The 26,560-nt window shown below is 67.7% G+C and carries 25 protein-coding genes; 13 read left to right on the top strand and 12 right to left on the bottom strand.

Going from position 1 to position 26,560, the window contains the following annotated elements:
* Nucleotides 1–2: 2 nt before the first annotated feature.
* The 8 genes from QEP15_RS10855 (at nt 3) to QEP15_RS10890 (ending at nt 8,573) form a co-directional block, all read left to right on the top strand.
* Nucleotides 3–971: an ABC transporter permease gene (locus QEP15_RS10855; RefSeq protein WP_152384228.1), complete on the top strand. Its 969-nt coding sequence runs from the start codon at nt 3–5 to the stop codon at nt 969–971.
* Nucleotides 968–1,870, top strand: a complete 903-nt coding sequence (locus QEP15_RS10860) for an ABC transporter permease (protein ID WP_062841338.1) — start codon at nt 968–970, stop codon at nt 1,868–1,870. Before QEP15_RS10855 ends, QEP15_RS10860 begins: the two co-directional genes overlap by 4 nt.
* Nucleotides 1,867–2,868: an ABC transporter ATP-binding protein gene (locus QEP15_RS10865; RefSeq protein ID WP_280148768.1), complete on the top strand. Its 1,002-nt coding sequence runs from the start codon at nt 1,867–1,869 to the stop codon at nt 2,866–2,868. The genes QEP15_RS10860 and QEP15_RS10865 overlap by 4 nt, the downstream gene beginning before the upstream one ends.
* Nucleotides 2,865–3,887 (top strand): ABC transporter ATP-binding protein, encoded by a 1,023-nt coding sequence (locus tag QEP15_RS10870; protein WP_152384230.1) that lies wholly within the window; start codon nt 2,865–2,867, stop codon nt 3,885–3,887. Before QEP15_RS10865 ends, QEP15_RS10870 begins: the two co-directional genes overlap by 4 nt.
* A 40-nt stretch (nt 3,888–3,927) precedes the next feature.
* Nucleotides 3,928–5,580, top strand: coding sequence for an amidohydrolase (locus QEP15_RS10875; protein WP_056316930.1), 1,653 nt, complete (start codon nt 3,928–3,930; stop codon nt 5,578–5,580).
* Between the two features lies 1 nt (nt 5,581).
* Nucleotides 5,582–6,643, top strand: a complete 1,062-nt coding sequence (locus tag QEP15_RS10880; RefSeq protein ID WP_152384231.1) for a CobW family GTP-binding protein — start codon at nt 5,582–5,584, stop codon at nt 6,641–6,643.
* Between the two features lie 113 nt (nt 6,644–6,756).
* Nucleotides 6,757–7,149: a nuclear transport factor 2 family protein gene (locus QEP15_RS10885; protein WP_142055635.1), complete on the top strand. Its 393-nt coding sequence runs from the start codon at nt 6,757–6,759 to the stop codon at nt 7,147–7,149.
* 8 nt (nt 7,150–7,157) lie between these two features.
* Nucleotides 7,158–8,573, top strand: a complete 1,416-nt coding sequence (locus tag QEP15_RS10890) for an NAD(P)/FAD-dependent oxidoreductase (RefSeq protein WP_152384232.1) — start codon at nt 7,158–7,160, stop codon at nt 8,571–8,573.
* Between the two features lie 13 nt (nt 8,574–8,586).
* Here QEP15_RS10890 and pdxR read toward each other — a convergent pair whose 3' ends face one another.
* The 7 genes from pdxR to QEP15_RS10925 all read right to left on the bottom strand — a co-directional run bounded on the left by pdxR (nt 8,587) and on the right by QEP15_RS10925 (nt 16,007).
* Nucleotides 8,587–10,131 carry a MocR-like pyridoxine biosynthesis transcription factor PdxR gene (pdxR, locus tag QEP15_RS10895; protein ID WP_253853870.1) on the bottom strand — a complete coding sequence of 515 codons (1,545 nt, stop codon included), beginning with the start codon at nt 10,129–10,131 and terminating at the stop codon, nt 8,587–8,589.
* Between the two features lie 110 nt (nt 10,132–10,241).
* On the bottom strand, nt 10,242–11,069 hold the full coding sequence (locus QEP15_RS10900; protein ID WP_056316945.1) for an ABC transporter permease subunit: 828 nt from the start codon (nt 11,067–11,069) through the stop codon (nt 10,242–10,244).
* Nucleotides 11,062–11,898, bottom strand: coding sequence for a taurine ABC transporter ATP-binding protein (locus QEP15_RS10905; protein WP_056316948.1), 837 nt, complete (start codon nt 11,896–11,898; stop codon nt 11,062–11,064). Before QEP15_RS10905 ends, QEP15_RS10900 begins: the two co-directional genes overlap by 8 nt.
* A gap of 96 nt (nt 11,899–11,994) precedes the next feature.
* Nucleotides 11,995–13,023, bottom strand: a complete 1,029-nt coding sequence (tauA, locus tag QEP15_RS10910) for a taurine ABC transporter substrate-binding protein (RefSeq protein WP_280148769.1) — start codon at nt 13,021–13,023, stop codon at nt 11,995–11,997.
* A gap of 212 nt (nt 13,024–13,235) precedes the next feature.
* A complete protein-coding gene (gene folE, locus QEP15_RS10915) occupies nt 13,236–13,781 on the bottom strand; it encodes a GTP cyclohydrolase I FolE (RefSeq protein WP_175157242.1) in 546 nt (181 codons plus the stop codon).
* Nucleotides 13,782–13,929: 148 nt separating this feature from the next.
* Nucleotides 13,930–14,586: a response regulator gene (locus QEP15_RS10920; protein WP_152384237.1), complete on the bottom strand. Its 657-nt coding sequence runs from the start codon at nt 14,584–14,586 to the stop codon at nt 13,930–13,932.
* Nucleotides 14,583–16,007, bottom strand: a complete 1,425-nt coding sequence (locus QEP15_RS10925; protein ID WP_152384238.1) for a cache domain-containing protein — start codon at nt 16,005–16,007, stop codon at nt 14,583–14,585. The genes QEP15_RS10920 and QEP15_RS10925 overlap by 4 nt, the downstream gene beginning before the upstream one ends.
* 316 nt (nt 16,008–16,323) lie before the next feature.
* On the opposite strand from QEP15_RS10925, the gene QEP15_RS10930 reads away from it, so the two are divergent.
* Nucleotides 16,324–18,405 carry a carbon starvation CstA family protein gene (locus QEP15_RS10930; RefSeq protein WP_175157243.1) on the top strand — a complete coding sequence of 694 codons (2,082 nt, stop codon included), beginning with the start codon at nt 16,324–16,326 and terminating at the stop codon, nt 18,403–18,405.
* Between the two features lie 21 nt (nt 18,406–18,426).
* Complete coding sequence (locus QEP15_RS10935; RefSeq protein WP_105238611.1) at nt 18,427–18,639, top strand: YbdD/YjiX family protein; 213 nt, start codon at nt 18,427–18,429, stop codon at nt 18,637–18,639.
* Between the two features lie 1,058 nt (nt 18,640–19,697).
* Here QEP15_RS10935 and QEP15_RS10940 read toward each other — a convergent pair.
* A complete protein-coding gene (locus QEP15_RS10940) occupies nt 19,698–20,135 on the bottom strand; it encodes a rhodanese-like domain-containing protein (protein ID WP_280148770.1) in 438 nt (145 codons plus the stop codon).
* A gap of 120 nt (nt 20,136–20,255) precedes the next feature.
* Here QEP15_RS10940 and ftrA point away from each other — a divergent pair, with 120 nt between their 5' ends.
* The gene (ftrA, locus tag QEP15_RS10945) at nt 20,256–21,284 is read left to right on the top strand and encodes a transcriptional regulator FtrA (protein ID WP_175155340.1); all 1,029 of its coding nucleotides are present in this window, start codon (nt 20,256–20,258) and stop codon (nt 21,282–21,284) included.
* A gap of 15 nt (nt 21,285–21,299) precedes the next feature.
* On the opposite strand, the gene QEP15_RS10950 is transcribed toward ftrA, so the two are convergent.
* Nucleotides 21,300–22,478, bottom strand: coding sequence for an MFS transporter (locus QEP15_RS10950; protein WP_142055621.1), 1,179 nt, complete (start codon nt 22,476–22,478; stop codon nt 21,300–21,302).
* Nucleotides 22,479–22,636: 158 nt separating this feature from the next.
* On the opposite strand from QEP15_RS10950, the gene QEP15_RS10955 reads away from it, so the two are divergent.
* A complete protein-coding gene (locus tag QEP15_RS10955; protein ID WP_056316975.1) occupies nt 22,637–23,188 on the top strand; it encodes a Dps family protein in 552 nt (183 codons plus the stop codon).
* Between the two features lie 121 nt (nt 23,189–23,309).
* Here QEP15_RS10955 and QEP15_RS10960 read toward each other — a convergent pair whose 3' ends face one another.
* Nucleotides 23,310–24,191: a PhzF family phenazine biosynthesis protein gene (locus tag QEP15_RS10960; protein ID WP_175155341.1), complete on the bottom strand. Its 882-nt coding sequence runs from the start codon at nt 24,189–24,191 to the stop codon at nt 23,310–23,312.
* Nucleotides 24,184–24,876 (bottom strand): Bug family tripartite tricarboxylate transporter substrate binding protein, encoded by a 693-nt coding sequence (locus tag QEP15_RS10965; RefSeq protein ID WP_254607105.1) that lies wholly within the window; start codon nt 24,874–24,876, stop codon nt 24,184–24,186. Before QEP15_RS10965 ends, QEP15_RS10960 begins: the two co-directional genes overlap by 8 nt.
* 219 nt (nt 24,877–25,095) lie before the next feature.
* Here QEP15_RS10965 and QEP15_RS10970 point away from each other — a divergent pair, with 219 nt between their 5' ends.
* Complete coding sequence (locus QEP15_RS10970) at nt 25,096–25,899, top strand: AraC family transcriptional regulator (RefSeq protein WP_175155342.1); 804 nt, start codon at nt 25,096–25,098, stop codon at nt 25,897–25,899.
* Between the two features lie 27 nt (nt 25,900–25,926).
* Here the strand turns inward: QEP15_RS10970 and QEP15_RS10975 are convergent, their stop codons facing one another.
* Nucleotides 25,927–26,427 carry a hypothetical protein gene (locus QEP15_RS10975; protein ID WP_056316987.1) on the bottom strand — a complete coding sequence of 167 codons (501 nt, stop codon included), beginning with the start codon at nt 26,425–26,427 and terminating at the stop codon, nt 25,927–25,929.
* Nucleotides 26,428–26,560: the final 133 nt, after the last annotated feature.

Genomic DNA, 26,560 nt, shown 5'->3' on the forward strand with positions numbered 1-26,560 from the left:
TCATGCTGCGATATCTCTCGCGCCGCCTGGCCTACGCCGCGATCCTGTTGCTGGCCGTGGTGACGCTGAACTTCCTGCTCATCCACATCTCGCCGGGCGACCCCGTGGAGACCATCGCGGGGTCCATGGGCGGCATCAGCGAAGACCTGCGCGCCCAGCTGCGCGCGCAGTACGGGCTGGACAAACCGTTCCTCGCGCAGCTTGGCATCTATCTGGGGCAGGTCGTGCGCGGCGACCTGGGGTATTCCTACTTCTTCAACGTGCCGGTCGCCCAATTGATCTGGGACCGCGTGCCGGCCACGCTGCTGCTGGTGGTGACGTCGGTGACCGTGGCCTTCCTGACGGGCACGCTGCTGGGCACGCTGGCCGCCAGAAAGCCCAACGGCCTGCTGTCGCAGGGGATCACGCTGCTGTCGGTCGTGGGCTATTCGGCGCCGGTGTTCTGGACCGGCATCATCCTCATCATCCTGTTCGCCTCGGTGCTGCCGATCTTTCCGGTGTCGGACATGCGGTCGGCGGGCGGACCGCAGGACGGCTGGGCGGGTGTGCTGGACGTGCTGCATCATCTGGTGCTGCCGGCGTTCACGCTGGCTTTCGTGTACCTGGCGCAATACAGCCGGCTGGCGCGCGCCAGCGTCATGGACGCGCTGTCGGCCGACTACATCCGCACCGCGCGCGCCAAAGGCCTGCCGGAAAACACGGTGCTGTACAAGCACGCGCTGCGCAACGGCGTGCTGCCGGTGGTGACCATGCTGGGGCTGCAGTTCGGCAACGTGCTGGCCGGGGCGATTCTTGTGGAGACCGTCTTCAATTGGCCGGGGCTGGGACGCCTGGCCTTCGATTCCGTGCTGCGCCGTGATTATCCGACGCTGCTGGGCATCCTGCTCTTTGCCTCGTTGCTGGTCGTGGTGATGAACCAGCTTACCGATCTGGCGTACCGCCTGATCGATCCCCGGATCAAGACATCATGAGACCCGCACCCATCGCGCTGCCCGGGCAGGCCCGCGCCGACGCCCGTCCCAAACCGCCGCCCCGGCCGTCGTACGAGGCGCTGCGCGTGTTCGCGCGCAACCCCAGCGCGCTGGCCGGCGTGCTGCTGCTGGCGGCGATCCTGGCGGTCACGATCTTCGGTCCGATGATGATGCAGGCCGATCCCTTCGAGATCGCCGCCGCGCCGATGGAACCGCCCGGTGGCGAACTGCTGCTGGGGTCCGACTACCTGGGCCGCGACGTGCTGACCGGCATGATCTACGGCGGCCGCGCAACCCTGCTGGTGGGCGTGGTGGCGGCGGTGCTGTCCATGGCGATCGGCATCACCGTCGGCGCGCTAGCGGGCTATTACGGCGGCTGGGTCGACGAAACCCTGATGCGCATCACGGAATTCTTCCAGGTGCTGCCCACCTTGCTCTTTGCGATGGTGCTGGTGACCCTCTTCAGCCCGTCGCTGGCCACCATCGCGGTCGCGATCGGCGTAGTCAGCTGGACGGGAACCGCGCGGCTGGCCCGCGGCGAGTTCCTGCGGTTAAAGCGCCGCGAATACGTGCTGGCCGAGCGCGTGATCGGCGCCGGGGACGCGCGCATCATCTGGCGCGTCATCCTGCCCAATGCGCTGGCGCCGCTGATCGTGTCGGCCACGCTGGCCATCGGCACGGCGATCCTGTTCGAGGCAGGGTTGTCGTTCCTGGGCCTGGGCGATCCCAACGTGATGAGCTGGGGCCTGATGATCGGCAGCAACCGGCCCTACATCCTGACCGCGTGGTGGGCAGTGACCTTGCCGGGCGCGGCCATCTTCCTGACCGTGCTGGCCGTCAGCCTGATCGGCGATGGCCTGAACGATGCGCTCAATCCGACGTCGCGGGGCCGGGCATGAACGCGGCCGACCTGACTCCCGTGCTGCAAGTGGACGGCCTGAGCCTGGAATTCCGCACGCGCGGCCGCGCGGCCGAAGTCCTGAGCGACGTGAGCTTTGACCTGCGTCCCGGCGAAACGCTGTGCCTGGTCGGCGAATCCGGCTGCGGCAAGAGCATGACGGCGCTGGCGATCATGCGCCTCATCCCGCCGCTGGCCCGCATCGGCGCGGGCCACGTGCGCCTGCGCGGCGCGGACCTTGCCATGCACGACGACGAGGCCATGCGCCGGGTGCGCGGCAACAACATCTCGATGATCTTCCAGGAGCCCATGACCGCGCTCAATCCGGTCTACACCGTGGGCGACCAGATCGGCGAGCCGCTGCGCCAGCACCAGGGCCTTTCCAAGCGCCAGGCGCGCGAGCGCGCCATCGAAATGCTCAAGTCGGTGGGCATCCCGCTGCCCGAACGCCGCGTGGACGACTATCCGCACCAGCTGTCCGGCGGCATGCGGCAGCGGGTCATGATCGCGATTGCGCTGGCCTGCGACCCGGACGTGCTCATCGCCGACGAGCCCACGACCGCGCTGGACGTGACGGTGCAGGCGCAGATCTTCGACCTGTTGCGCGAGCAGCAGGCGCGCCGCTGCACCGCCGTGCTGCTGATCACGCATGACATGGGCGCGGTGTCCGAGATGGCGGACCGCGTGGTGGTGATGTATGGCGGGCGCGTGGTGGAGCAGGGCAGCGTCGGCCAGATCCTGGCCCAGCCCCGCCATCCTTACACGCAGGGGCTGATCGCCTGCCTGCCGGAACTGGATCGCGAGCCCAGCGACGACCGGCCCGATCTGCCTGAGATTTCCGGCGTAGTGCCCTCGGTCTGGGAGCGCGGCGCCGGCTGCCCCTTCGTTGACCGCTGCAAGCACGCGATGGCGCGGTGCAGCCGCGAGTTTCCGCCCATGACGCTGCTGGACGGCGGCCAGGGCGTGTCCTGTTGGCTTTATCCGGAGGCATCGCAATGAGCCCGTCGCACGCGTCGTCCCTGCTGTCCGTGCGAGACCTGTCGGTGCATTTCCCGGTGGGCGGGCGCGGGCGCGATGGCAAGCCGGTGGTCGTGCGGGCGGTGGACGGCGTGTCGTTCGAGCTTGAGCGCGGCCGCACGCTGGCCATCGTGGGCGAGTCCGGTTCGGGCAAGACCACCACGGCTCTGTCGGTGCTGCGCCTGGCGGACCCCACCGGCGGCAGCATCCATTTCGATGGCAATGACCTGACCGCGATGCGCGGCGCGGCGCTGCGGCGCATGCGGCGCCGGTTGCAGCTGGTGTTCCAGGATCCGTACTCGTCGCTCAACCCGCGTCAGCGCGCCGAGGACATCGTGCGCACGCCGCTGGACCTGATGGGCATCGAGCCGCCGGGCGGGCGCGAGGCGCGCGTGGCGTTGATGTTCGAACTGGTGGGCCTGCGGTCCGAACAGCGCCAGCTGTTTCCGCACCAGTTCTCGGGCGGGCAGCGCCAGCGGCTGAACATCGCGCGGGCGCTGGCCAGCGCGCCGGACCTGATCGTCTGCGACGAGCCCGTGTCCGCGCTGGATATCGCCATCCGCGCGCAGATCCTGAACCTGCTGCGCCGGATCCAGCGCGAGCAGGGGCAATCGTTTCTCTTCATTTCGCACGACATGGCGGTGGTGGAGCACGTGTGCGACGACATCGCCGTCATGTATCTGGGCAAGATCATCGAGCGGGCCTCGCGGCGCGCGTTTTTCTCGCGGCCGCTGCATCCGTACAGCGTGGCGCTGATGTCCGCCGTGCCCACCGTGAAGGGCGGGCGCGAGACGGCGGCGCGGCGGGTCAAGCTGTCCGGCGATCCGCCCAGCCCGGTCAACCCGCCGCCCGGCTGCCGCTTCGCGGGCCGCTGTCCAGCCGCGCAGGCGCTGTGCTCGACCCGGGAACCCGCCTTGCGCGAGGTTGCCCCGGCGCATCACGTGGCCTGCCATTTCGTCGAGACGCGCGGCGGCGTGACGGTGTCGCCGTTGCAGGGCTGATGCGCGCGTGCCGATATTTCCCGACTGACAAGGAATCCCGATGAACCAGCCTTCCGGCGCCACGACCCTCTACGTCGCGCGAACCATCCTCACCATGAACCCCGCGCAGCCGCGCGCGACCCACGTGGCCGTGCGCGATGGCCGCATTCTGGGCGTGGGAACGCGGGAGGATCTGGCCGGCTGGGGGCCGGCGCAGGTCGACGACCGGTACGCGGATAGCGTGCTGATGCCGGGCCTGGTCGAAGGCCATTGCCATCTGCCCGAGGGCGGCATGTGGAAGTTCGTCTATGTGGGCTTTTATGACCGGCGCGGCCCCGACGGCAAGCTGTGGCCGGGCCTGAAAAGCTTTGCGGACGTGGCGGCGCGGCTGCGCGATGCCGAGCGGTCACTCGCACAGGGCGAGACGCTGATCGGCTGGGGTTTCGATCCCATCTTCTTTGGCGGCGACCGCATGAGCATCCATGACCTGGATGCGGTATCGGCCGAGCGCCCCGTGGTCGTGATGCACGCCAGCATGCACCTCATGAACGTCAATTCGCCCATGTTGGCGCGCGCCGGTATCGACCGCGATACCGACATCGAAGGGGTGACCCGGCTGGCGGACGGGCGGCCCAGCGGCGAACTCTGCGAGTTTGCGGCGATGTTTCCCGTCATGCGGCTGATCGGCAGCCCGTTCCGCACGGTGGGGCTGACCGAAGAAGGGCTGCGGATGTTCGGCAAGGTGGCCCAGTGGGCGGGTGTGACCACCGCGACGGACCTGGTCAACGAGCTGAACGACGAAGGATTGGCGACGCTGGCGCGGGTGACGGCGGAATCCGGCTATCCCGTGCGCATCGTGCCCGCCGCGTCGGCGCTGACCTACGCGGGCAACGCGGCCGGCTGCCTGGAGAAGCTGGCGGCGGCCCGTCGCCTGAATCACGCCAAACTGCATCTGGGCATGGTGAAGCTGGTGGTGGACGGATCCATTCAGGGCTTCACGGCGCGGGTGCGCTGGCCCGGCTATTACAACGGCGCGCCCAACGGCATCTGGGTCATCGCGCCGTCCGAACTGGATGCGATGGTGCAGACCTACCACGACGCCGGCGCGCAACTGCACATCCACACCAACGGCGACGAAGCCACGCAGCTGGCGATCGAGGCCGTGGACCGCGCGCTTCGCCGCACCCCGCGGCGCGACCACCGCCACACGCTGCAGCACTGCCAGATGGCCGACGCGGCCCAGTTCCGGCAGATGGCCAGCCTGGGCATGTGCGTGAACCTCTTTGCCAACCACATCTACTACTGGGGCGATGCCCACTATGCGCTGACGATGGGCCCGGACCGCGCCAACCGCATGGACGCTTGCGCGTCGGCGGCGCGGGCGGGCGTGCCCTACGCCATCCATTCCGACGCGCCCATCACGCCGCTCGGCCCGCTCTTTACGGCCTGGTGCGCCGTGAACCGGCAGACGGCCTCGGGCCGCGTGCTGGGCGAGTCGGAGCGCATCGGCGTCGACGCGGCGCTGCATGCCATCACGCTGGGCGCGGCGTATACCTTGCACATGGATCATCTGGTCGGTTCCATCGAAGTGGGCAAATACGCGGACTTCTGCGTGCTTGCCGACGACCCGTCCGCCGCCGCGCCGCAGTCGCTGAAGGACCTGAAGGTGCTGGGCACGGTCATCGGCGGGCGTCCGCTGCCGCTGGAGGCGTGACATGGCGCGCATTCCGTTGACGGTGGTCGGCGGCTTCCTGGGCGCGGGCAAGACCACCTTGCTCAATCATGTGCTGACGGCCAGCCCGCGCCGCGCGGCGGTGCTGGTCAACGACTTCGGTCCCGTGGACATCGACGCGAGCCTCATCGCAGGGCGCGCCGACAACGTCATCCGGCTGTCCAATGGCTGTGTCTGCTGCTCGATGGCAGGCGGACTGGACGATGCGCTGGCCCGCGTGCTGGCGCTTGATCCCTTGCCCGAGTGGATAGTCATCGAGGCGAGCGGCGTGTCCGATCCGGGACGCATTGCGCAGGTCGGCATGGCCGACCCGCTGTTGCAGCTGGAAGCCGTGGTGGTGCTGGCCGATGCGGGCGCGATCCGCGACGTGGCGGCCGATCCGCTGCTGGCCGACACGGTGCTGCGGCAGCTGCGCGCGGCCGATCTGCTGGTGCTGAACAAGACGGACCTGGCCACGCCGGCTGAGCTGGCGGCGGTGCATGACTGGCTGCGCGAGGCGAGCGGCGGGGCGCCTGTGGTGCAGACGCGCGAGGGAAAGTTGGACCTGCGGCTGCTTGGCGGCGGGGATGGCGCGTTGGAGGCCAGGCACGCGGATGACGAGGCCCACGCCTGCGGACACGGCGGGGTGCAGGCCGCCGCCGCTGACTGCGGCCACGGCGGCGCCGTCGACGCCGGACACAGCAGCCGGCGCGATGCGCCGCCCGACCCCGACCATCCGTTCCACAGCTGGCTGTGGCGCGCACCCGCGCTGGTCGATGCCGACATGCTGGCCGAGCGCCTGAAGCAGCTGCCGCGCCACGTGCTGCGGGCCAAGGGGTGGGTGTGCACCGGCCGGCATGGCTGGGTGCTGGTGCAGTTTGCGGGACGGCGCGTGCGCTTTGACACGCAGGCGCGTATGCCGGCAGGGCAGCGCGAGCCGTCGCTGGTGGTGATCGGCATGCGCGGCGTCACGGACATGCCGGCCATCGCGGCGCGGTTGGACGGGGCGGCGCTGCCTGGCGCCGACGGCGCGCCGGAACCGTCGTGGGCCGAGCCGCTGCGCTAGTTCTGGTGCAAGCGATTCCCCGGGTCTGGTCCTACCCCCGTGCATGGCCCGCACGTACCTTGAGGGTTCAGCGTGGACGCATCTCGCGCCGCGCCAGCGAAGGAGGGTAGGCAATGCAAAAGTCCGTCACCGTGGAAATGCTGGCCGAGTTTGCGGCCGCCTGGAACCGGCACGACATCGACGCCTTGATGTCGTTCATGAGCGAAGACTGCGTGTTCGAGACCGTGGGCGGGCCGGAGCAATACGGCAGCCGTCACGCGGGTCCGGAGGCGGTGCGCGCGGCCTTTGCCGCGGCCTGGAAGAACTTTCCGGACGCGCAATGGGAGAACGGACGGCACTGGGTGGCCGGCGACCGCGGCGTGTCCGAGTCCACGTTTTGCGGCACGGCGGCGGACGGCTCGCGGGTGCAGGCCGACATGGTCGACGTGTTCACCTTCAAGGACGGCAAGATTCAGGTGAAGAACGCCTTTCGCAAGCAGCGTCCGGCCTTGCCGGCAAAGGCCTAGATTCCGTCATGGATACGCAAATGTCGGTCGGCATTCCGCGCCCGGCGCCCGCGTCCGGCGCCGCCCTCAACGCCTACAACCCGGCCTACGATCCGCTGGTGTCTCCGCCCGGCCAGGGCCAGGACTACGCGCCGACCTACTGGGTGGCGACGGCTGGCGCGCCGCCCGAGGACGATGGGCCGATCAACGGCGACGTGGACGCCGACGTGGTGATCGTCGGCTCGGGCTTTACCGGGTTGTCGGCCGCGCTGGCGCTGGCGCGCGACTTCGGCGTGAAGGCGGTCGTGCTGGAAGCCAACCGCGCGGTCTGGGGCTGCACCAGCCGCAATGGCGGACAGGGCCAGAACGCGTCCGGACGCCTGTACCGCTCGCAGTGGATCGAACGCTGGGGACTGGACACGGCCAAGCGCCTGGACGCCGAGATCCGCGAAGGATTCGAATACTGGAAGAGCCTGGTGGCGCAGGTGGATTGCGATGCGCAACCCGGCGGCCACCTGTACACGGCGCATCGCCAGAAGAAAATGGCCTTCCTGCAAAACGAGGCGCGCCTGATGCGCGACGTCTTCGGCTACGACACCAGGATGCTCAGCAGCGCAGAACTGCGCGAACGATACGTCGACGACCGCGAGGCCGTGGGCGCCATGCACGAGCCGGATGGCGTCGGCGTGCATCCGCTCAAGCTGGCGTACGGCTATCTGCGGCAGGCGCGGGCGCTGGGCGTGCGCATTCATCCATCCAGCCCCGTGCTGGGCTGGCACGTGGAAAACGGCGTGTACCGGCTGCAGACCCCCGGCGGCACGGTGCGCGCCCGCCGCGTGGCGTTCGCCACCGGCGGCTATACCGCGCAGGGCGTGAACCGGCTGCTGGACAATCGCATCATGCCGGTGCTGTCCAACTCCATGGTCACGCGCGAGCTCTCGCCGGCCGAACGCGAGGCGGCGGGATTGAAGAGCACGGTGTTCATCACCGACACGCGCACGCTGCGCTTTTACTACCGCCTGCTGCCCGACGGCCGCATGCAGATCGGCAGCCGCAGCGCGCTGCGCGGCGCGGACGCCGAGAACCCCCGGCACCTGGCGCTGCTGCGCGAAGGCCTGGCGCGCAAGTTCCCCGCGCTGCGCGGCGTGGACGTGGCCTATTCATGGTGGGGCTGGGTCGACGTCAGCCACGACATGATGCCGCGCGTGACGCAGCCCGATCCCGCGCAGCAGGTGTATTACGCCTTCGGCTACGGCGGCAACGGCGTGGCCTTCTCGGCCCACGCCGGCAGGCGGCTGGCGCAACGCATGATGGGCAAGGACGGCATTGCGTGGAACCTGCCGATCTACGACACGCCATTGCCAGGCCACCTGTTCGCGCCATTCCGCCGGATCGGGCAGGGGTTGTTGTACCGGTGGTACTACCTGCGCGACGAACTGCTCTGACTGTGCGAAGGTGTCACACACCATCAAGCACGAGGTCCTGCGCCGCGCGGCGCTGTGCGTCGACCACCTTGGCCAGCCGGGCGATGCCCGGCTCGATGTGCTCGGGGCGGATCGACGTGAACCCCACGCGCAGGAAGTTGCGGGGCGCGTTCGCGCCGTCCATGAAAAACACGTCGCCCGGCTCGACCACCACGCCTTCGGCCAGCGCGGCTTCGGACAGCGCCACGGCATTGAGCCACGGCGGGCCTTGCAGCCAGCACGACGACGATCCGGTGATGGGGATGACCGTGAAGTCCGGCAGGTGCCGCGCCAGGGCCTGGGCCAGTTCGGCGCCGCGCTTTTGATAGGCCTGCGACTGGCGCCGCAGCAGCGAATGGTGGTGCCCCAGCGAGATGAACAGCGAAAACGCGCGCTGGATATACGCCGACGGGTGACGCAGCATCAGGCGGCGCAACGCGCGCAGTTCGGCCGCCAGCTCGCGCGGCGCGACGATGTAGCCGATGCGCAGCCCCGGCGCGAACGACTTGGCAAGGCTTCCCACATAGATCACGCGCCCGTCGCGGTCCAGGCTCTTTAATGCGGGGATCGCGCCTTCGCCCCAGCGGCTTTCGCTTTCGAAGTCGTCTTCGATGATCAGGCTGTCGGCCTGCCGCGCCAGCGCCAGAAGGCCGGCGCGACGCTCCATCGACAGCGTGACGGTGGTGGGACACTGATGGCCCGGTGTGACGAACAGGTAGTCGCATCCCAGCAGCTGCGTGCCGGTGCGCAGGCCCTGTTCGTCCACGGGCAGCGGCAACAGGTGGCGGGTGTGGCTGGCAAAGATATTGCGCGCGTCCGGATAGCCCGGGTCTTCCATGCCGACCACCGTGTCTTCGTTCACCAGCAGGTCGGCCAGCAAGTAAAGGGCATGCTGCGCGCCGACGGTGATGACGATCTCTTCGGCGTCCGCCCATACGCCGCGGCGCGGCAGCACCTGCGTGCGGATCTGTTCGATGAGCGCCGGGTCGTCGTGCGTGATGAGGTCGGGCGCCCAACTGCGGATGTCCAGCACCGACAGGGCCTTGATGCAGCACTCGCGCCATTCGGCGGTGGGAAAAAGGTCCTGGTCGAACTGGCCGTACACAAAAGGGTAGGGCTGCTTCTGCCAGTCGCGAGGCTTGGTGATGTTGCGTTGCCGCGTGGGGCGAAAGCGCAGGCGCTCGTCCCAGCGCACGCCGCCGGCATGGGCGGGTGTCGCGGGCGTGGCGTCGGCGGCGGGGCCCGAGTGGCCCTCCATGACGGTATCGCTGACGAAATGGCCGCTGCGTTCGCGCGAGACCAGATAGCCTTCGCACACCAGCTGCTGGTACGCAAACACGACGGTGTTGCGCGCGATGCGCAACTGGTCGGCCAGGTAGCGGCTGGACGGCACGGGCATGCCGGGCGGCAGGTGGCCGCTGAGGATCGCCGACACCAGCATCTGGCGCACGCGCCCCTGCAGGCTGAGGTTGGGCGCGCTGGCCTTTTCGAACAGGCGTTCCCACAACACAGGCTTGAGCATCGAGGCCTGGCTGGACATGGTGGCTCCTTTTGACTCTCGGCACGGCCGGGCGCGGCGCTGCGGCGCCCGGTGGGTCCGAGTCTCAGAATAAAGGAGCCGGATGGGGGAAGGAATGCGGGATTGCCCTGTCAGATGCGTCCCTTCCACGGGATGGCGAAGCGTTCAAGGTAGCGCACCAGCAGGTCGAACGCGAAGGCAAAAAGGCCGATCACGATGATGCCCATGATGACCGTATCGCTGGCCAGGAACTGCGCGGCGTTCAGCACCATGAAGCCCAGGCCCCGGTCGGCCGCCACCATCTCGGCGGCCACCAGCGTCGTCCAGCCCACGCCGATGCCGATGCGCATGCCCGTGAAGATCTCGGGCATCGCCGCCTTCAGGATCACGTGCCAGACGATCTGGCGGCTGGTCCCGCCCATGGCGTAGGCCGCGTGGATCTGTTCGATGGACACCGAGCGCACGCCCGCGCGCGCGGCGATCGCCATGGGCGCGAAGATCGCCAGGTAGATCAAGAGGATCTTCGGAAACTCGCCGATGCCGAACCAGATGATGATGAGCGGCAGGTAGGCCAGCGGCGGCAGCGGCCGGTAGAACTCGATGGGCGGGTCGAAGACGCCGCGGGCGTACCGGTTCACGCCCATCAGGATGCCGACCGGGATCGCGGTCACGCAGGCCAGGAAGAACGCGCCGAACACGCGGCCCAGGCTGGCAAGCGCATGCTCGGTCAGCGTGGAGTTGGCCACGCCCTCGGTCATGGCAAAGACGAACTTGTCGTACACGGCGATGGGCGAGGGCAGGAATAGCGGCCGCACCCAGCCGGCGCTGGTCACCAGAAACCACAGCGCGAGCAGCGCCAGGCTGGTCAGGAGACTGATGTGGCCGCTGTAGCCTGCGCCCGGCGCCCCGTAGACCTTGCCCGGCGCGGCGGGCGTGTGGCCGGTGCGCCGCTTAGGCATGGAGGGCGTGCGGGGCGGCGGCGCGCTCGTCCCCGTAGATGATGCCGAGGACTTGTTCGCGCATGGCGATGAAGTCGGGACTGGATTTGATGCCACGGCCATCGCGGGTCTCCAGGTAGCGCCGGTTGAACGCCGGCTCGAACGTGTGCGTGATCCGGCCCGGGCGCGGCGACATGACGATCAGCCGCGATCCCAAAAAGAGCGCTTCTTCCACGCTGTGGGTGATGAAGAAAAACATCTTGTTGGTCTGCCGCCAGATGTCCAGCAGCAGTTCCTGGATGGTTTCCCGGGTCAGCGCGTCCAGCGCGGCCATGGGCTCGTCCATCAGCAGCATGGCGGGGTCGCAGGTCAGCGCGCGCGCAATGCCCACGCGCTGCTGCATGCCGCCTGACAGCTGGTAGATCATGTGGCGGTGAAAATCCTGCAGGCCCACCAGTTCCAGGTTGCGGCGGGCGCGGGCGCGGCGGGTCTCCTTGTCCACGCCTTGCAGCTTCAGGCCGAACTCGGTGTTTTCCAGCACGTTCAGCCAGGGCAGCAGCGCGTGTTTCTGGAACACCACGCCGCGGTCCGCGCCCGGGCCGACGATGGGTTTGCCGCCCAGCGTGATCTCGCCCTCGGTCGGCGACAGAAATCCTGCCAAGAGGCTGAGCAAGGTGGTCTTGCCGCAGCCCGAGGCGCCGAGCGCGACGACGAATTCGCCCGGCTGGATGGTCAGGTTGACGTCGTGCAGCGCGATCACCGGGCCGCTGTCGTGCAGGCCGGGGTAGGTGACGCTGACGCCTTCGGCGCACAGGCGCTGCGCGGCGGATGTGGACTGCTGCATGGTCATGCTGCTCCCCCTGGTCGTTGTGGCCGGGCCGGCGGCTGCCGGGTCCGCCCTGTCGCGGCGGCCGGCGCCGGGGTGGCGCCGTGCCGGGCGGGGTGATTACTTGGCCGCCGCCTTCGCGTACTGGTCGGTGACGAACGGACTGTAGTCGTCCAGCGCCTTGTCGATCTGCTTCTGGTCCTTCAGGAACTTGGCGCTGGCCGCGAAGGCGCGCGCCGCGCCCGAGTCCTTGCCGCCGCCGAGCCAGGTCTTGGACGCCTGCTCTTCCACGGTCGGGAACACCAGCAGGCCCAGCGCCTCGACGATGTCTTCCGGCTTGCCGCCAATGAGCTTGACGATGCCCTTGACCTGCGGCGAGTCGGCCGTCCACTTGGCGCTGTTGGCGCGGTAGTCGGCATACGACTTGGCCAGCACACCGGTAAAGGCAGCCATGAACTTCGGATGCTTCTGCGCCCAGGCCTTGTCCACGACGATGCCGTCGAACGTCGGCACGCTGGCCGCGCCGATCTGTTCGGAGTCGGCGATGATCTTGCCGGTCTTGGCGATCTCGGTCAGGGCGGGCGGCCACACGTAGGCGGCGTCGATGTCGCCGCGCTGCCAGGCGGCCACGATCTGCGGCGGCTGCATGTTCAGGATGCGCACGTCGCGGGGCGGCACCTTCCACACCTGCTCAAGCCCGACCAGCAGGTGAAAGTGCGACGTCGACACGAACGGCGTGGCGACGCGCTTGCCTTTCAGGTCGGCCGTGCTGTTGATGCCGGAACCGTTGCGCGCCACCAGCGCTTCGGATTTGCCGATGTTGTCCAGGATCCAGAAAAGCTGCATGTCCACGCCGCGCGTGGCGGCCGAGGTGATGCCCGTGGAACCCAGCACGCCCACCGGCACGTTGCCCGAGGCCAGCGCGGTCGAGATGTCGCCGCCCGAGGTGAACTGGCGCCAGTCCACCTGGTAGCCGGCCTCTTTGAGGGCCTTGTCGAAACTGCCGTCCGCGATCGAGGACAGGAAAGGCCCGACGATGAGCTGATAGCCCACCACGAGTTTGGTCTGCGCGTAGGCGGGCGCAGCCAGTAGCGCGGCGGCCAGGCCGGCCAGGGTGCAGCGGCGAATCAGGCGGTATATCGCGTTCATGGAGATCTCCGGGAGAGAACGGCCGCGCCCCGGCGCGACCGGCTTGCTGGTGCCAGTTTGCCCGGATGGGACCAGAACGCTAGGGCCAGATGTCCGGATCAGTAGGAGCCAAAAGCAGCCGGGCCCGCCGGCTGCGCCGGCAATGCCCGAACGGGCATCGTCGTCGCAGCGGGCGGGCCCGCGATATGCGCCAAAAGGATGAGATCGCCGGTTCAGCGAATCAGGCTGAGAAACTCCGCACGCGTGGACGGGTTTTCATGGAATTCGCCCAGCATCACCGAGGTGACCATGGACGAATTCTGCTTTTCGACGCCGCGCATCATCATGCACATGTGCTGGGCCTCGATGACGACGGCCACGCCGGCCGCACCGGTGACGCGTTGCACGGCTTCAGCGACCTGGCGGCTGAGGTTTTCCTGAATCTGCAGGCGGCGCGCATACATTTCGACGATGCGCGCGACCTTGGACAGGCCCAGGACCTTGCCGGCCGGCAGGTAGGCGACGTGCGCCTTGCCGATGAAGGGCAGCATGTGGTGTTCGCACAGCGAGTACAGCTCGATGTTCTTGACCAGGACGATCTCGCGCGTGTCCGAGGTGAACAAGGCGCCGTTGACGATCTCTTCCAGGTTCTGGTCGTAGCCCCGGCACAGGTGACGCATGGCCTTGGCCGCGCGGGCGGGCGTGTCGGCCAGTCCCTCGCGGGACGGATCTTCCCCTAGTGCTTCGAGAATGGCGGTGTAGTGCTTTTCCAATGACATGGGGACTCCTGGCGGCGCGCCCTCTGGCGCGCGGTGATGCGTGGGTTGATGCAGGGCGGCATCGGGGATGCGTTCGTGTCGCAAGTCTACCTCAGCGGCCAAGTCGCAATGCGCGCTTGCCCGCGGCGCGTGGGGGTATTTGCGGCATTCAGACGCCCCGGTTTTCCACCGCGTACTTGATGAGTTCGGCCTGGCCGTCGATGCCCAGCTTGCGCTTGATGTTCAGGCGGTGCGTTTCGACCGTGCGCACGGACAATCCCAGCATCTGCGCGATCTGCTTGTTGGCATGGCCGTCCGCGATGTGCCGCAGCACGTCGCGCTCGCGCTGTGTGAGCAGCGTCGCCAGCGCGCTGGCCTGCGACAGCCGCACCGCCGCCGCGGCGCTGAAGTAGCTGCGGCCGGCCATGACGGCGTCGATGGCGGCGATGATCTCCTGCGCCGGTTCGTCCTTGAGCAGGTAGCCGCGGGCGCCGGCCTTCACGGCCTGGACCATGTATTCGGGGTTGTCGTGCATGGACAGCACCAGCACCGCAATCTGCGGATAGCGCTCGTGCAGGAACGCCGTCAGCTCCAGGCCGCCGACCCCGGGCATGTTCAGGTCCATCAGCGCCAGATGGGGCAGGGTGCCGCCCTGCGGGTCTTCGGCCATGCAGGCGGCCAGGAACGCCTGGGCGGCGGCGGCGTTGCCGGCTTCGCCCACCACCCGCAACTGCGGCACGGTTTCCAGGCGCAGGCGCAGGCCGTCTCGCACCAGGGGATGGTCGTCGATCAGCAGCAGGCGGATAGCGTCGGATTTGTCGATCATGCTTGGCGAGGGGTCGAAAGCGGGGCGCCGGCGGGCGGCAGGGGAAGCCAGGCCTGCAAGGTCGTGCCTTGCGCGGTGGAATGAAAGGTCAGGGTGCCGGACAGCGCGCTCATGCGTTCGCGCATGTTGCGCAGGCCGATGCCGCGATGGGGGTCTTGCTGGACGGCGGCATCGTCAAAGCCGCAGCCGTCGTCGCTGATGGTCAGGCGCAGGTCGCGCGCCGAGTACGCGAGCGTCAGGTCCGCGCGCGTCGCGCCCGCATGGCGCATCACGTTGGTCAGCGCTTCTTGCGTCACGCGAAACAGCGCGGTCGCGTAGGCGTCGGGCAGCTTCACCGGCTGCCCGACGGTATGCAGGTCCACGGTCAGCGGCGGCGCGCCATCCTCGGCGCGGATGGCGAATTCCCGGCCCAGGTGCTCCAGCGCCGCGGGCAGGCCCATGTCGTCCAGCAGGGTGGGGCGCAGGTTGTGCGAGATGCGGCGGACTTCGCCGACGGCCGTGTTCAGCCGGTCGAGCGCGCCGCCCAGCGGCGTGTCGATGTGCGCAAGCACGCGGGGATCGTCCGGGTGCGACTGCCGCAGCCGTTCGCGGGCGGCCTCCAGCGACAGCTTGACCGACACCAGCACCTGGCTGATGCCGTCGTGCAGCTCGCGCGACAGGCGCGCGCGCTCGTCTTCCTGCGAACGCACGATCTGGCGGGCCATCAGGCGCAGCTTGGCGTCCGACTGGCGATGGTCGCTGATATTGAGCGCCAGCCCACAGGCCGCCACGCCAAGGATCGACACCGCCGCGATGCCCGCCACCCACGCAAACATGTCCCGGATATTGGCCTGCGCCGCGGCGTCGATCCGCACCAGCGCCTGCTGCACGTCGTCCAGATAGATGCCGGTGCCCAGCATCCAGCCCCAGCGCTCCAGCACCACGACGTAGCCAAGCTTTTCGACGGTCTGGTTGGTGGACGGCTTTTCCCAGAGGTAATGCACCACCTCGCCCTGCTGCCCGCCGCGCCGCGCTGCCGTCAGCAGGTTCTGGATGACAGGCTGACCCTGCGTGTCGCGCAGGTTCCAGAGGTCTTGCCCGACCAGTTCCGGCTGCCGCGGGTGCATCAGGTTCCTGCCGTTCAGGTCGTAGACGAAGAAGTAGCCGTCGTGCCCGAACTCCATCTGCGACAGGAGTTCAAGCGCGCGCTGGCGCGTGGCGGCGTCGTCGCCCGCGGCCTGCAGGGGCGCGATGGCGCTGTAGGCCAGGTTCACGTAGTGGCGCAGTTCGCCTTCCTTGCTGGCAAGCCAGGCGGTTTCAACCACCTGCTTTTCGCGCTGCGCCAGTTGCAGGCCCTGCACGTACACGGCGACCGTGATGGCGGCGACGGCCACCAGCAGCGGGACTGCCGCAAGCAGCAAAATTTTGAGACGCAGCTTCATAAGGATTTGTATCAGCCCGGGACGGCTTTGCTGCGACGCATCAACCGACGGGGCGCCGAGGCAGGAACGCGGAAAGTTCGGGGGATTTTACGATTTCCACGGAATTTTGCTGCGGCGCATGGCGTAGTAACACGTAGCCGGCTTGCGTAGTTCCGCGCTTGTTGGCGCCGTGGGCGGGCGGCAATACTGGCGCCCGCGTCGACCCGACGCAAGCGTGGACGCGTGCGTCCGCCACCCCACAACAATGAGTCTGCCTTCCGCGGGACGAAAAAAGCGTTTCACGCCAAGAGCATGGCGGGAGGCAAGAGGAGCACTTATGCACACCAGCAGTAAGGGACTGGGTCAGCACCTGGTCTGGCTGGCGGTTGCGGTACTGGGCGCGTTTGCGCTGGGCACCGTGGCGCTGGCCAGAGGGGAGACCATCAACGCGCTATGGGTGGTGATCGCCGCCGTCTGCGTCTATCTCATCGCCTACCGTTACTACAGCCGCTTCATCGCACGCAAGGTCTTCCAGCTTGACCCCACGCGCATGACGCCGGCCTGGAAGTACAACGACGGCCTGGACTACGTGCCCACCAACAAGCACGTGCTGTTCGGCCACCACTTTGCCGCCATCGCCGGCGCGGGTCCCCTGGTCGGACCGGTGCTGGCCGCGCAAATGGGCTATCTGCCCGGCATGCTGTGGATCCTGGCCGGCGTCGTGTTCGCCGGCGCCGTGCAGGACTTCACGATCCTCTTCATCTCCACCCGCCGCGACGGCCGCTCGCTGGGCGACCTGGTCAAGTCGGAACTGGGCAAGATCCCCGGCGTGATCGCGCTGTTCGGCGCGTTCATGATCATGGTCATCATCCTGGCCGTGCTGGCGCTGATCGTCGTGAAGGCGCTGACGCATTCGCCGTGGGGCACCTTCACGGTGGCCGCGACGATCCCCATCGCGCTCTTCATGGGTGTCTACCTGCGCTACATCCGCCCGGGCAAGATCGGCGAGGTGTCCATCATCGGCTTCCTGGGCCTGATGGCGGCCATCACGTTCGGTCAAGACGTTGCCGCGCATCCGGTCATCGGCCCGATGTTCGACTTCGACGGCAAGGGCCTGACCTGGATCCTGATCGTCTACGGCTTCATCGCCTCGGTGCTGCCCGTGTGGCTGCTGCTGGCGCCCCGCGATTACCTGTCGACCTTCCTGAAGATCGGCACCATCGTCGGTCTGGCGATCGGCATCGTGGTGGTGGCCCCCGAACTGAAGATGCCCGCGCTGACCCAGTTCGTCGACGGCACCGGTCCGGTGTGGTCGGGCAACCTGTTCCCGTTCCTTTTCATCACCATCGCCTGCGGCGCGGTGTCCGGTTTTCACGCCTTGATCTCCTCGGGCACCACGCCCAAGCTGATCGAAAACGAAACCCAGGCCCGCTACATCGGTTACGGCGGCATGCTGATGGAATCCTTCGTGGCCATCATGGCGCTGGTGGCGGCTTGCGTGATCGAGCCCGGCATCTACTACGCCATGAACAGCCCGGCAGCCGTCATCGGCACGACGCCGGACCAGGTCGCCCAGGTGGTGTCGAGCTGGGGCTTCGTGATCACGCCGGCCGAGCTGGTGCAGACGGCCAAGGACGTGGGCGAAAGCACGATCATCTCGCGCGCCGGCGGTGCGCCGACGCTGGCCGTGGGCATGGCCCACATCCTGCATCAGGCGCTGGGCGGCCCGGGCATGATGGCGTTCTGGTACCACTTCGCCATCCTGTTCGAGGCGCTCTTCATCCTGACCGCCGTGGACGCGGGCACCCGCGCGGGCCGCTTCATGCTGCAGGATCTGCTGGGCACGTTCGCCCCGTCGCTCAAGCGCACGGATTCGCTGCCCGCCAACCTGATCGCCACGGGCCTTTGCGTGGCGGCGTGGGGCTACTTCCTGTATCAGGGCGTGGTCGATCCGCTGGGCGGCATCAACACCCTGTGGCCGCTCTTCGGCATCGCCAACCAGATGCTGGCCGCGATTGCGCTGACGCTGGGCACGGTCGTCCTGTTCAAGATGAAGCGCGACCGCTACGCCTGGGTCACGGTGCTGCCCACGCTCTGGCTGCTGGCATGCACGCTGACCGCCGGTCTGCAAAAGCTGTTCCACTCGGACCCGCGCGTAAGCTTCCTGGCCCACGCCGACAAGTACAACGCCGCGATCGCCGAAGGCAAGGTGCTGGCGCCGGCGAAGTCGCTGGGCGAGATGTCGCGCGTGGTGATGAACGACTACATCAACGCAGGCCTGTGCGCGATCTTCATCTTCGTGGTGGTGAGCATCGTGGTGTTCGGATTGAAGTCGGTGCAGCGCGCCCGCAATGAAAACAAGCCGACGGCCCGCGAAACGCCGTACGAAGCGCTGCCCGCAGCCGCCGGCGCCGACTAAAGGCAACCCAGGAGAAGCCGCATGCTGTTCAGCAACATGACTTCCGCAGCCGGCGCCGCCGGCCGCTACCTGGGGCAAACGCTCCGGCTGATGGTCGGCGTGCCGGATTACGAGACGTATGTCGAGCATATGCGGCGCACGCATCCTGAGCAGGAGCCGATGAGCTACGAGGATTTCTTCCGGGAGCGCCAGGAGGCGCGATACGGGGGGAAGAAGCGGATTGGGTGCTGCTGATTGGGTGGATGGAAGGCCTTGCTGATGCAGGGCCTTTTTTTTGTGTCTTTGCTGTCTTTGGCTGGGGTGGGATTTTCTTAGGTGGTCGGTACTTCATAGGCGACAGGATCTTCGCGGGGGGTACGATCTTCGTAGGTCGCCCGACGCCGCGGTCACCGTGGGCACGATCGCCCACGATTGCGGTCCGGAGCCTTCGCTCCGGACTTCCCCCTCGTCATCTTCGTCCGCCTTCGGCTCCCTTCAGATTCCCTCGGGCGCATCGACGGCGCTCGCACCCACGGTGCCCGCGACGCCGTGCTGCCAGGGTCTTTGGTATGTGGCGCTGTAAGACCTGTATGCAGGGAAGGGGATATGCGGGGCCGCCGAATTGCTGCCGCCCGGGCGGCGGCAATCGGCATCGGAGCCGTGGGTCGTCGGAGCGGTGTGCGCTTGCGCGCTGGCGGAAGGTGGTTTTCTGATGGGCGCTCCAACGCGGGGGGGGGGGGCGGTGATGGGCGGCGCGCGTCTACGGACATGGCAGCCTGCCGACCTGTACGCGCGCCGCCCATCGGGCACTGGAGTTGACCTGACGATTAGTGGCGAGCGGGGCGTGTGGGCGCTTGATATCTGAACCAAAAGCCGCCACACGCGAAGCGTCATCACCTCGACGCAAGACGCCGCGTAAGCCCACGAAGGCCGCCCGCGCGGCCGCCCGGGGGCGGGCACCGCAAGATTTTTCTCTCCCACCCAACTGTGTGCAAGAACCTCAAGAACCCGAATCCCCCCGCCGCCCGAGAAGATTCAACTGCAAAGCCCGGTGTGGCGTGGGCCTGGGGCGGGCGGGGCGTTTAGATGCGCCCGACGGAATCCGAAGGCAGCCGCCGGAGGCGGCAACGAGGATGAGGATGGGGGAGTCCGGAGCGAAGGCTCCGGACCGCAATCGGAGCCCCGCCCGCCCCAGGCCCACGCCGCACCGGGCGTCTCAAGAACCCCGCCCGACCACCAGCACCAGCACCAGCAACCAGCAAGCAGCAACCGTCAGCCACCAGCAACAGCCAACCCACAATCCAACGCCCATCTCAGGCACTTCTGCGCTCACCCTCAATCCGGCCTGCCACGCAGCCCTCAAGCGGCAACCCTTCGTCGACCCAGCCGGTGATGCCGCCAGTCATCACCTTCACGGGACGGCCCAACTGCGCCAACCGCAGTGCGCCTCGTGTGGCCCCGTTGCAGTGTGGACCCGCGCAGTACGTGACAAACAGCGTGTCGGCCGGATAGTTGACCAGTTTCGATTCGACGATCTTGCCGTGCGGCAGGTTCAGCGCGCCCGGGACATGGCTCTGGGCGAATAGCGCCGGGCTGCGCACGTCCAGCAGCACGAAGCCCGGGGTGCCCGAGGCGAGGGCGCCTGCCACGTCGGCGCAATCGGTCTCGAATTGCAGCGATGCGTGAAAGTGGGCGGGGGCGGTTGCGCTGTCGGCGGCGGGGATGGCGGTGACGGCGTTGGTCTTGGGCATGGCGGAACTCTTAGAAGGAGGATTAGAGGCATCTGGAAGCAAGATCCAGAAGCCCCATTCTGGCGTCGCGCCGCATTGCCGATAAGTGGCGTAAATGACATTTACCGGTAACATTGCGCCATGAGCAACCACCTAGTTGTCGCGCTGGCTTACGACCGGCTCTGCACCTTCGAATTCGGCTGCGTGACCGAGCTGTTCGCGCTCGAGCGTCCAGAGCTTGACGTCGATTGGTATCGCTTCGCCGTGTGCGCCAGCGAGCCTGGCCCGCTGCGCGCCGCAGGCGGCATTACCGTGGCCGCGCCTTATACCCTCAAGTTGCTGGATCGTGCCGACACCATCGTCGTGCCCGGTTGGCGTGATGCCGACGAATTGCCGCCCGCGCCATTGCAGAAGAAGCTTCGCGCGGCGTATCAGCGCGGGGCAAGGCTCTGTTCGATCTGTTCCGGCGTTTTTGTTCTGGCCGCCGCCGGGGTGCTCGACGGGAAGACCGTGACCACCCACTGGCGATATGCCGCAAAACTGCAGCAGCGTTACCCGCAGGTGCGGGTTCAACCCGATGCGTTGTATGTGGATGACGGACAGATCATCACGTCGGCCGGGTCCGCGGCCGGGCTGGACATGCTGCTTCACCTGGTGCGCCGCGACTATGGCGGGGCGGTGGCCAATCGGGTCGCGCAGCGGCTCGTGGTGGCGCCGCACCGCGAAGGAGGGCAGGCGCAGTTCGTGCCGCGGCCCATGCCGTCCGACGAAAGCGGGCGCCTGGCCAAGTTGATGGACTGGATGCGGCAGCATTGCACGTCGCCGCATACCTTGCGGTCGCTGGCGGACCGCGCCGCGATGAGTCCGCGCACGCTGCAACGGCAATTCCAAGAGGCCACCGGCATGGCCCCCTATGAATGGCTGATCCGCGAACGCGTGGCCGCGGCCCGTGAAATGCTTGAATCGCAGGCGCGTTTGTCTGTGGGCCGCATTGCCGAGCTGGCCGGGTTTGGTTCCGAGGAGTCCATGCGCCGGCACTTCCGGCGTATCGTGCTGACCAGTCCGGCCGCCTACCGCGAACAGTTTGGCCATAACGCGGCAGCATTCAAGCGCGGTTCAGGCGTCAGCGGCGAATTGCGCGATACCATCGCCGCCCCGCGCACGCCCTGAACGCCAACGCCACGTTCAGCTCGCCTCGCGCCGCCGCAGTTTTTCCGAGACCATCACCAATGGTGCGGCCGCGGCCGCGCACAGCGCCATCACCAGAAAGCCGCCCGGGGCGAAGCTGCGGTACAGCGCGCCGCCGAGCTGAATGCTGGCGAACATGAACACGCCGCCCGACAGCATGGCGTACAGGGCGATTGCCGACGTCTTGCAGGCGGCGGGCGCGCGGCGGGTGATGTACCACATGATGGCGGCATTGTTGCCGGCCAAGGTGAAGCACTGCAGCAACTGCAAGCCCGCGATCAGCGTGGGGTCGGTGGTGGCGGACAGGCCCGCCCAACGGATCGCCGTCATGACGGCCGAGGCCAGGATCAGCCACTGCGCACCGGTGCGCGCCAGGATGCGCGGCGCCAGAAAGAAGAACAGGACCTCGCTAGCGACGCCCACCACCCACAACAGCGAAATCATCGCCGTCGACAGGCCGCTCGCGGTCCAGTACAGCGTCGAATAGGAATACAGGAAGCCGTTGCTTGCCTGCACTAGCGAGGCCGCGGCGATGCACAGCAGCAACGGGCGGTCGCGCAGCACTTCGCGCATCGGCACCCGGACGCGGTCCGCCTGGGATTCTTGAGGCGCCGGCCGCGCCGCCCGAGGCAGCAGCCGCACGCAGGCCAGGCACGCCACGATCAGCAGGATCGACAGCCACATCACCCAATCCGCGTCGAACGTCTTGATCAGATAGCCGCCCGCCACCGTCACGGTGGCAAAGCCCAGCGAGCCGCAGGCGCGCATCACCGTGTAGGAATTGCCCTGTCCGCGCCCGCTGGCGATGGCCATGCGGTCCATCAACGGCAGCACGGCCGGGAACACCGCGTTCAGCAACAGCGTGATGGCCAGCAGCCAGGCTGAAGTCTGGCTGAACGGATAGCACACGAAAAGAACCAGGGACGCCGCGAGCGCCGATGCGATCAGCGCGTGGGCGCGGCCCGTCTGGTCGGCGATGTGCGCCACGATCGGCGTCGACACGATCTTGGGCAGGAACGACGTGGCGACGATCAGCCCGATCAAGGCCGGGTCCAATCCCCGGCTGGCGAACCACAAGGGCAGGAAGGGAATGCTTACGCCCTGCAGGCCGTAATACAGGAAATAGAACCCGTGCAACGCGATGGCGCCTTGCCTGGCGTCGGGATTGCCGCGCATGGTGGGAAGGGATCAGGGGGGATGCAAAGCGGCGTAGCATACTCCTTCGCGGCGCCGGGCATTGGCAAAGCGCGTCCAGAGATTTACGCTGTGCCTCGCGGGCGGTTCATGCCGCGCCGCAATCGTGTTGTCCGATTCATTTCACAAAGGTGCGATCCATGGCCAAGAAACTGAATGAGAAGACCACCAAGGCGCTGAAGGTCCGCCGCAAGGCGCCGCTGGCAACGCCCACCGACCTGGCGGCCGACGCCACCCGCGACATCTCCGCCGTGCTGAATCAGGTGCTGGCCGACGTGTTCGCCCTGTACCTGAAGACCAAGAACTTTCATTGGCACGTCAGTGGGCCCCACTTCCGGGACTACCACCTGTTGCTGGACGAGCAGGGCGACCAGCTGTTCGCCATGACGGACCCCATCGCCGAGCGCATCCGCAAGATTGGCGGCACGACGCTGCGGTCCATTGGCCACATCTCGCGCTCGCAGCGCATCTCGGACAATGACGCCGACTTCGTGCAGCCGCTGGACATGCTGGCCGAGCTGCGGGAAGACAACAAGGTGCTGGCGGCCACGCTGCGCGAGGCGCACAACGTCACCGACGAGCATCGCGACATCGCCAGTTCCAGCCTGATAGAAAACTGGATCGACGAGACCGAGCGGCGCACGTGGTTCCTGTTCGAAGCCAGCCGTCAGGGCGATTCGACCGGGCACTGACCCAGCCGCCCGGCGGGGCGGTGGTTCAGTCGCACCGGTATCGCCGCGTCACTGCCGCCCGCCAGAAAGCGGGCGGGTCGGCGATGCAGGATCAGCCGCGACTCGGCCGTACAGAGGCGGGTCAGCGCATCCATTGCGTTTCGCCGCTCAGCCAACATCCGGGGGCGTCGCCGCGCCGGCGCAACTGGATTGCCGAGGGCGATCCCATCGCCACGCCCTGGCGGACCGTGTATACCCCGTCCGCCGGCACGCTGCCCGTCTCGTTCAGGTAGCCCCACAAGGCGGCGGCCGCAATGCCGGTGGCCGCATCCTCGGGGTAACCAGACGCCTTGGGAAATTGCCGCGCGCTGGCGCCATCGGTCATCAGCGCATAGGGGTAGAGACCGGTCGAGCTGATGGCCTCGCAGACGTCCCGCATCGCTTCGAAGTCGGGCGTCAAGGCGTTCAGCTCGGCTACGCCCGGCAGCCGTACCTGCGTCTTCACGCGGCTGGTGCTGGCATTGATCATGTGCAGGCCGGGCAAGTCCGGATCGATGCGCAGCACCTCAGCAATCGCGCTGCATTGCGCCGGTGTGAGCGCCGAGGTGGCGGCGGCAGGCTGCGACACCCAGGCGCGATTGCCAGCGTCGTCCCATTCGATATCCACGCTGCCGCTCAGGGTCTGAACACGTGCGCGCGGCGTCGTCCAGCGTCCCCACTGCCGCAGGGCCCAGAGCGTGCCCACGGTTGCGTGTCCACACATCTCCATTTCGTGGCCGGGCACGAAGAATCGCAATTGACACAGATGATCATCGCCATCGGCCGGCACAACGAAGGACGACTCGTGGCCGTGGTGTGCGGCCAGGGCCTGCATGTCGCTGGCCGTCATGCCCTGCGCGTCAAGCACCAGCGGCACCGGGTTGCCACCTTCGCGGGGCTGAGACGTATCGACGAATACGCGCAGCAGGATCGCCTGGCCGGGGGGCGGCTCGGCGGGCGCGGCAGGGAAGGCGGGCTTAGTCAAACTGGACTCCGGTCTTGGTGATGAGGTCGCCCCAGAAGGCAAGGTCGTGTGAGACGGCTTGCGTCAGGGCTTCGGACGTGCCCGGACGCCCGTCCACGCCCTTGGCGGCCAGGTCCGATGCCACTGCCGGATCGCGCAGTGCAGCGTTGAGCGCCGCATTCATCGTTTGCACGATTGCATCGGGCGTCTGCTTGGGAAAGGCCAGGCCATACCACAGCACCTGCGTATAGGCCGGCATGCCTTGGGAGGCAAAGGTCGGCACGCCCGGCAGGATCGGAGTGGGACTTGTGGTGGCCACGGCCACCAGCTTGCCGCTCTGCACGAACGGCGCCAGCCCCACCGGGTTGTCGAACATGATGTCCACCTGCCCGCCGATCAGGTCGGTATACGCGGGGGCCGCGCCGCGATAGGGCACGTGCGTGAGGTCCAGCTTCTTGTCCTTTGCGAACATTTCGCCGAGCAGATGCGACACGGTGCCCGCGCCCACCGAGGCGAACGTGCCGGTGCGGCGCGCCTTCAAGGCATCGGTCAGCGTGTCGACCGTGGCCGCCTTCAAGGCCGGTTGCACCGCCAGCACATAGGGCGAGGTGCCGATGAAGCCGATGTAGTCGAAATCCTTTTCCGGGTTGTAGGGCAGCTTCTTGTACAGGCTGGCGCTGAGCGCGGCGGGCAGTGCGCGGATCATCTACTTCCCCTTGTGCTGGTTTGAATGACCCAGATCGTAAGCAAGACGTCCGGACGGCAGCGAACCGCGGTGCGACATGGAATGATCCCGTACGCGACAGGGGCGGGTGTTGGCGCCGCGCCGCGCTTGCGGGAAAGCCGCCACGCGTCGATACTGGCCGGACGCCCCATTCCGCCGTTGCCAGCGTGGCCTGACTCGGCACTTGTCTTGCCCGCCGTCATGATGCGTTCCGTCCCGCTATCTTCCAAACAAGGCCTGATTGCCCAGACCGGCTTCGCGCTCGCGGCCAGCCGGCAGCCGCGCTACGCGTTTCAATGGCATGAACACGATTGCGCCATGTTGCTGTGGCCGCGCGCCGGCGCCCTGGATAGCGCCTGGCGCGACGAGGAGGGGGCGCGCCGGCGTTGCCGGCTGGTGCGCGGACAGGCCTTGCTGCTGCCCTCCCACGTCCAGCACAGCACGCGCGCAGAAAGCGTGACGCAGCAGCATGGCGAGCTCTATCTGGCGCCCGAATTGCTGCGAAGTTGCGGGGCGGACGGTGTGCTGCAACTGGATGGCGCGGCGCAAGCCATGCTTGATGCGCTATGGATGCCGGCGATGTCGGCGGCAGCGCTGCCGATGCTGGTTCAGGCGCTTATTGCGCAGCTTGACGCCGGCTCCCGCCTGCAGGCCCGCACGCGCGCACCGCAGTTGCCGCTGCCGCTCGCCCGGCAATGGCTGGCGCTGCTGCGCGATCGTCTGGACGCGGGGCTGCCGCTGCCTGCGATTGCGGAGTCCGCCAGCATGCTCGGCGCGACCACGCGCAGCTTGCAGCGCGCCTGCATCGAGACCTATGGGCGCTCTCCCATCACGCTGCGCCGCTTCGTGCTGGCGCAGACGGCGCGCCGGCGGCTTGCGCTTGGCGAATCCGTCGCAAGCGTCAGCGCCGACCTGGGATTTTCCAGCAGCGGGCATCTGGGACGGCTGCTGCGCGCCGTGCACGCCGGCGATGACGAGTGGGACGCGGAAGCGGAGCAGGGCTAGCGCCGCCGCGCACGCAAGGGCCGGGGCTCAGCCCTCGCGGCCAAACCCGCCCGCTGCCCAATCCGACGCCCGCTGCACGTTCAGCTTGTACGTCGGCGGCACGCGGATCTGGGCGAGCTGCTCGCCCAATTCGTCGTAGGCGCTGAGCGTGGCGTAGGGCTCGTCCTCGTCGGGAACGATGTCCAGCTTGACGGTCAGGCGGCCCTCGGCGGCGTCGATCTTCACGCTCTTGTGCAGCGTGGCGTGCAATTGCTGTTCGTGGCGGCGCAGGACTTCGTTGGCCGTCTTGACCAACGTGTGGAAGGCCGGGGCGTCGAGCGGCTTGGGGTTCTTCTTGTCGCGGCCCATGGTCCAGGGCCCGACCAACGCGGGCTCGGCCTGGCCGTCCAGCGTCATTTCGACGGCCCAGCCGTCGTCGTCTTCGTTCTTGATGATGCGCGCGGTCCAGCCGTCGTCGCGCCAAAGCGTGGCTTGCTGTTCTTTGGGCGCGTCGGAAAGGTCGGTGTCCGGCGTGGAGGTGTCATTCACTGCGGTACGGCTCCTGCAAGGGGTGATGCGCAGCGTGTAGGGGGCTGCGGGCCTGGTTGGCGACCCTGCAATGTAGCCTAACGCGGCAGGCGGACCGGGACATCGGGATCCGCGTTCGCCGAAAGTCCGCCAG

Origin of the sequence: Achromobacter mucicolens (assembly GCF_029866465.1) — a bacterium.
GTDB lineage: Bacteria > Pseudomonadota > Gammaproteobacteria > Burkholderiales > Burkholderiaceae_B > Achromobacter > Achromobacter mucicolens.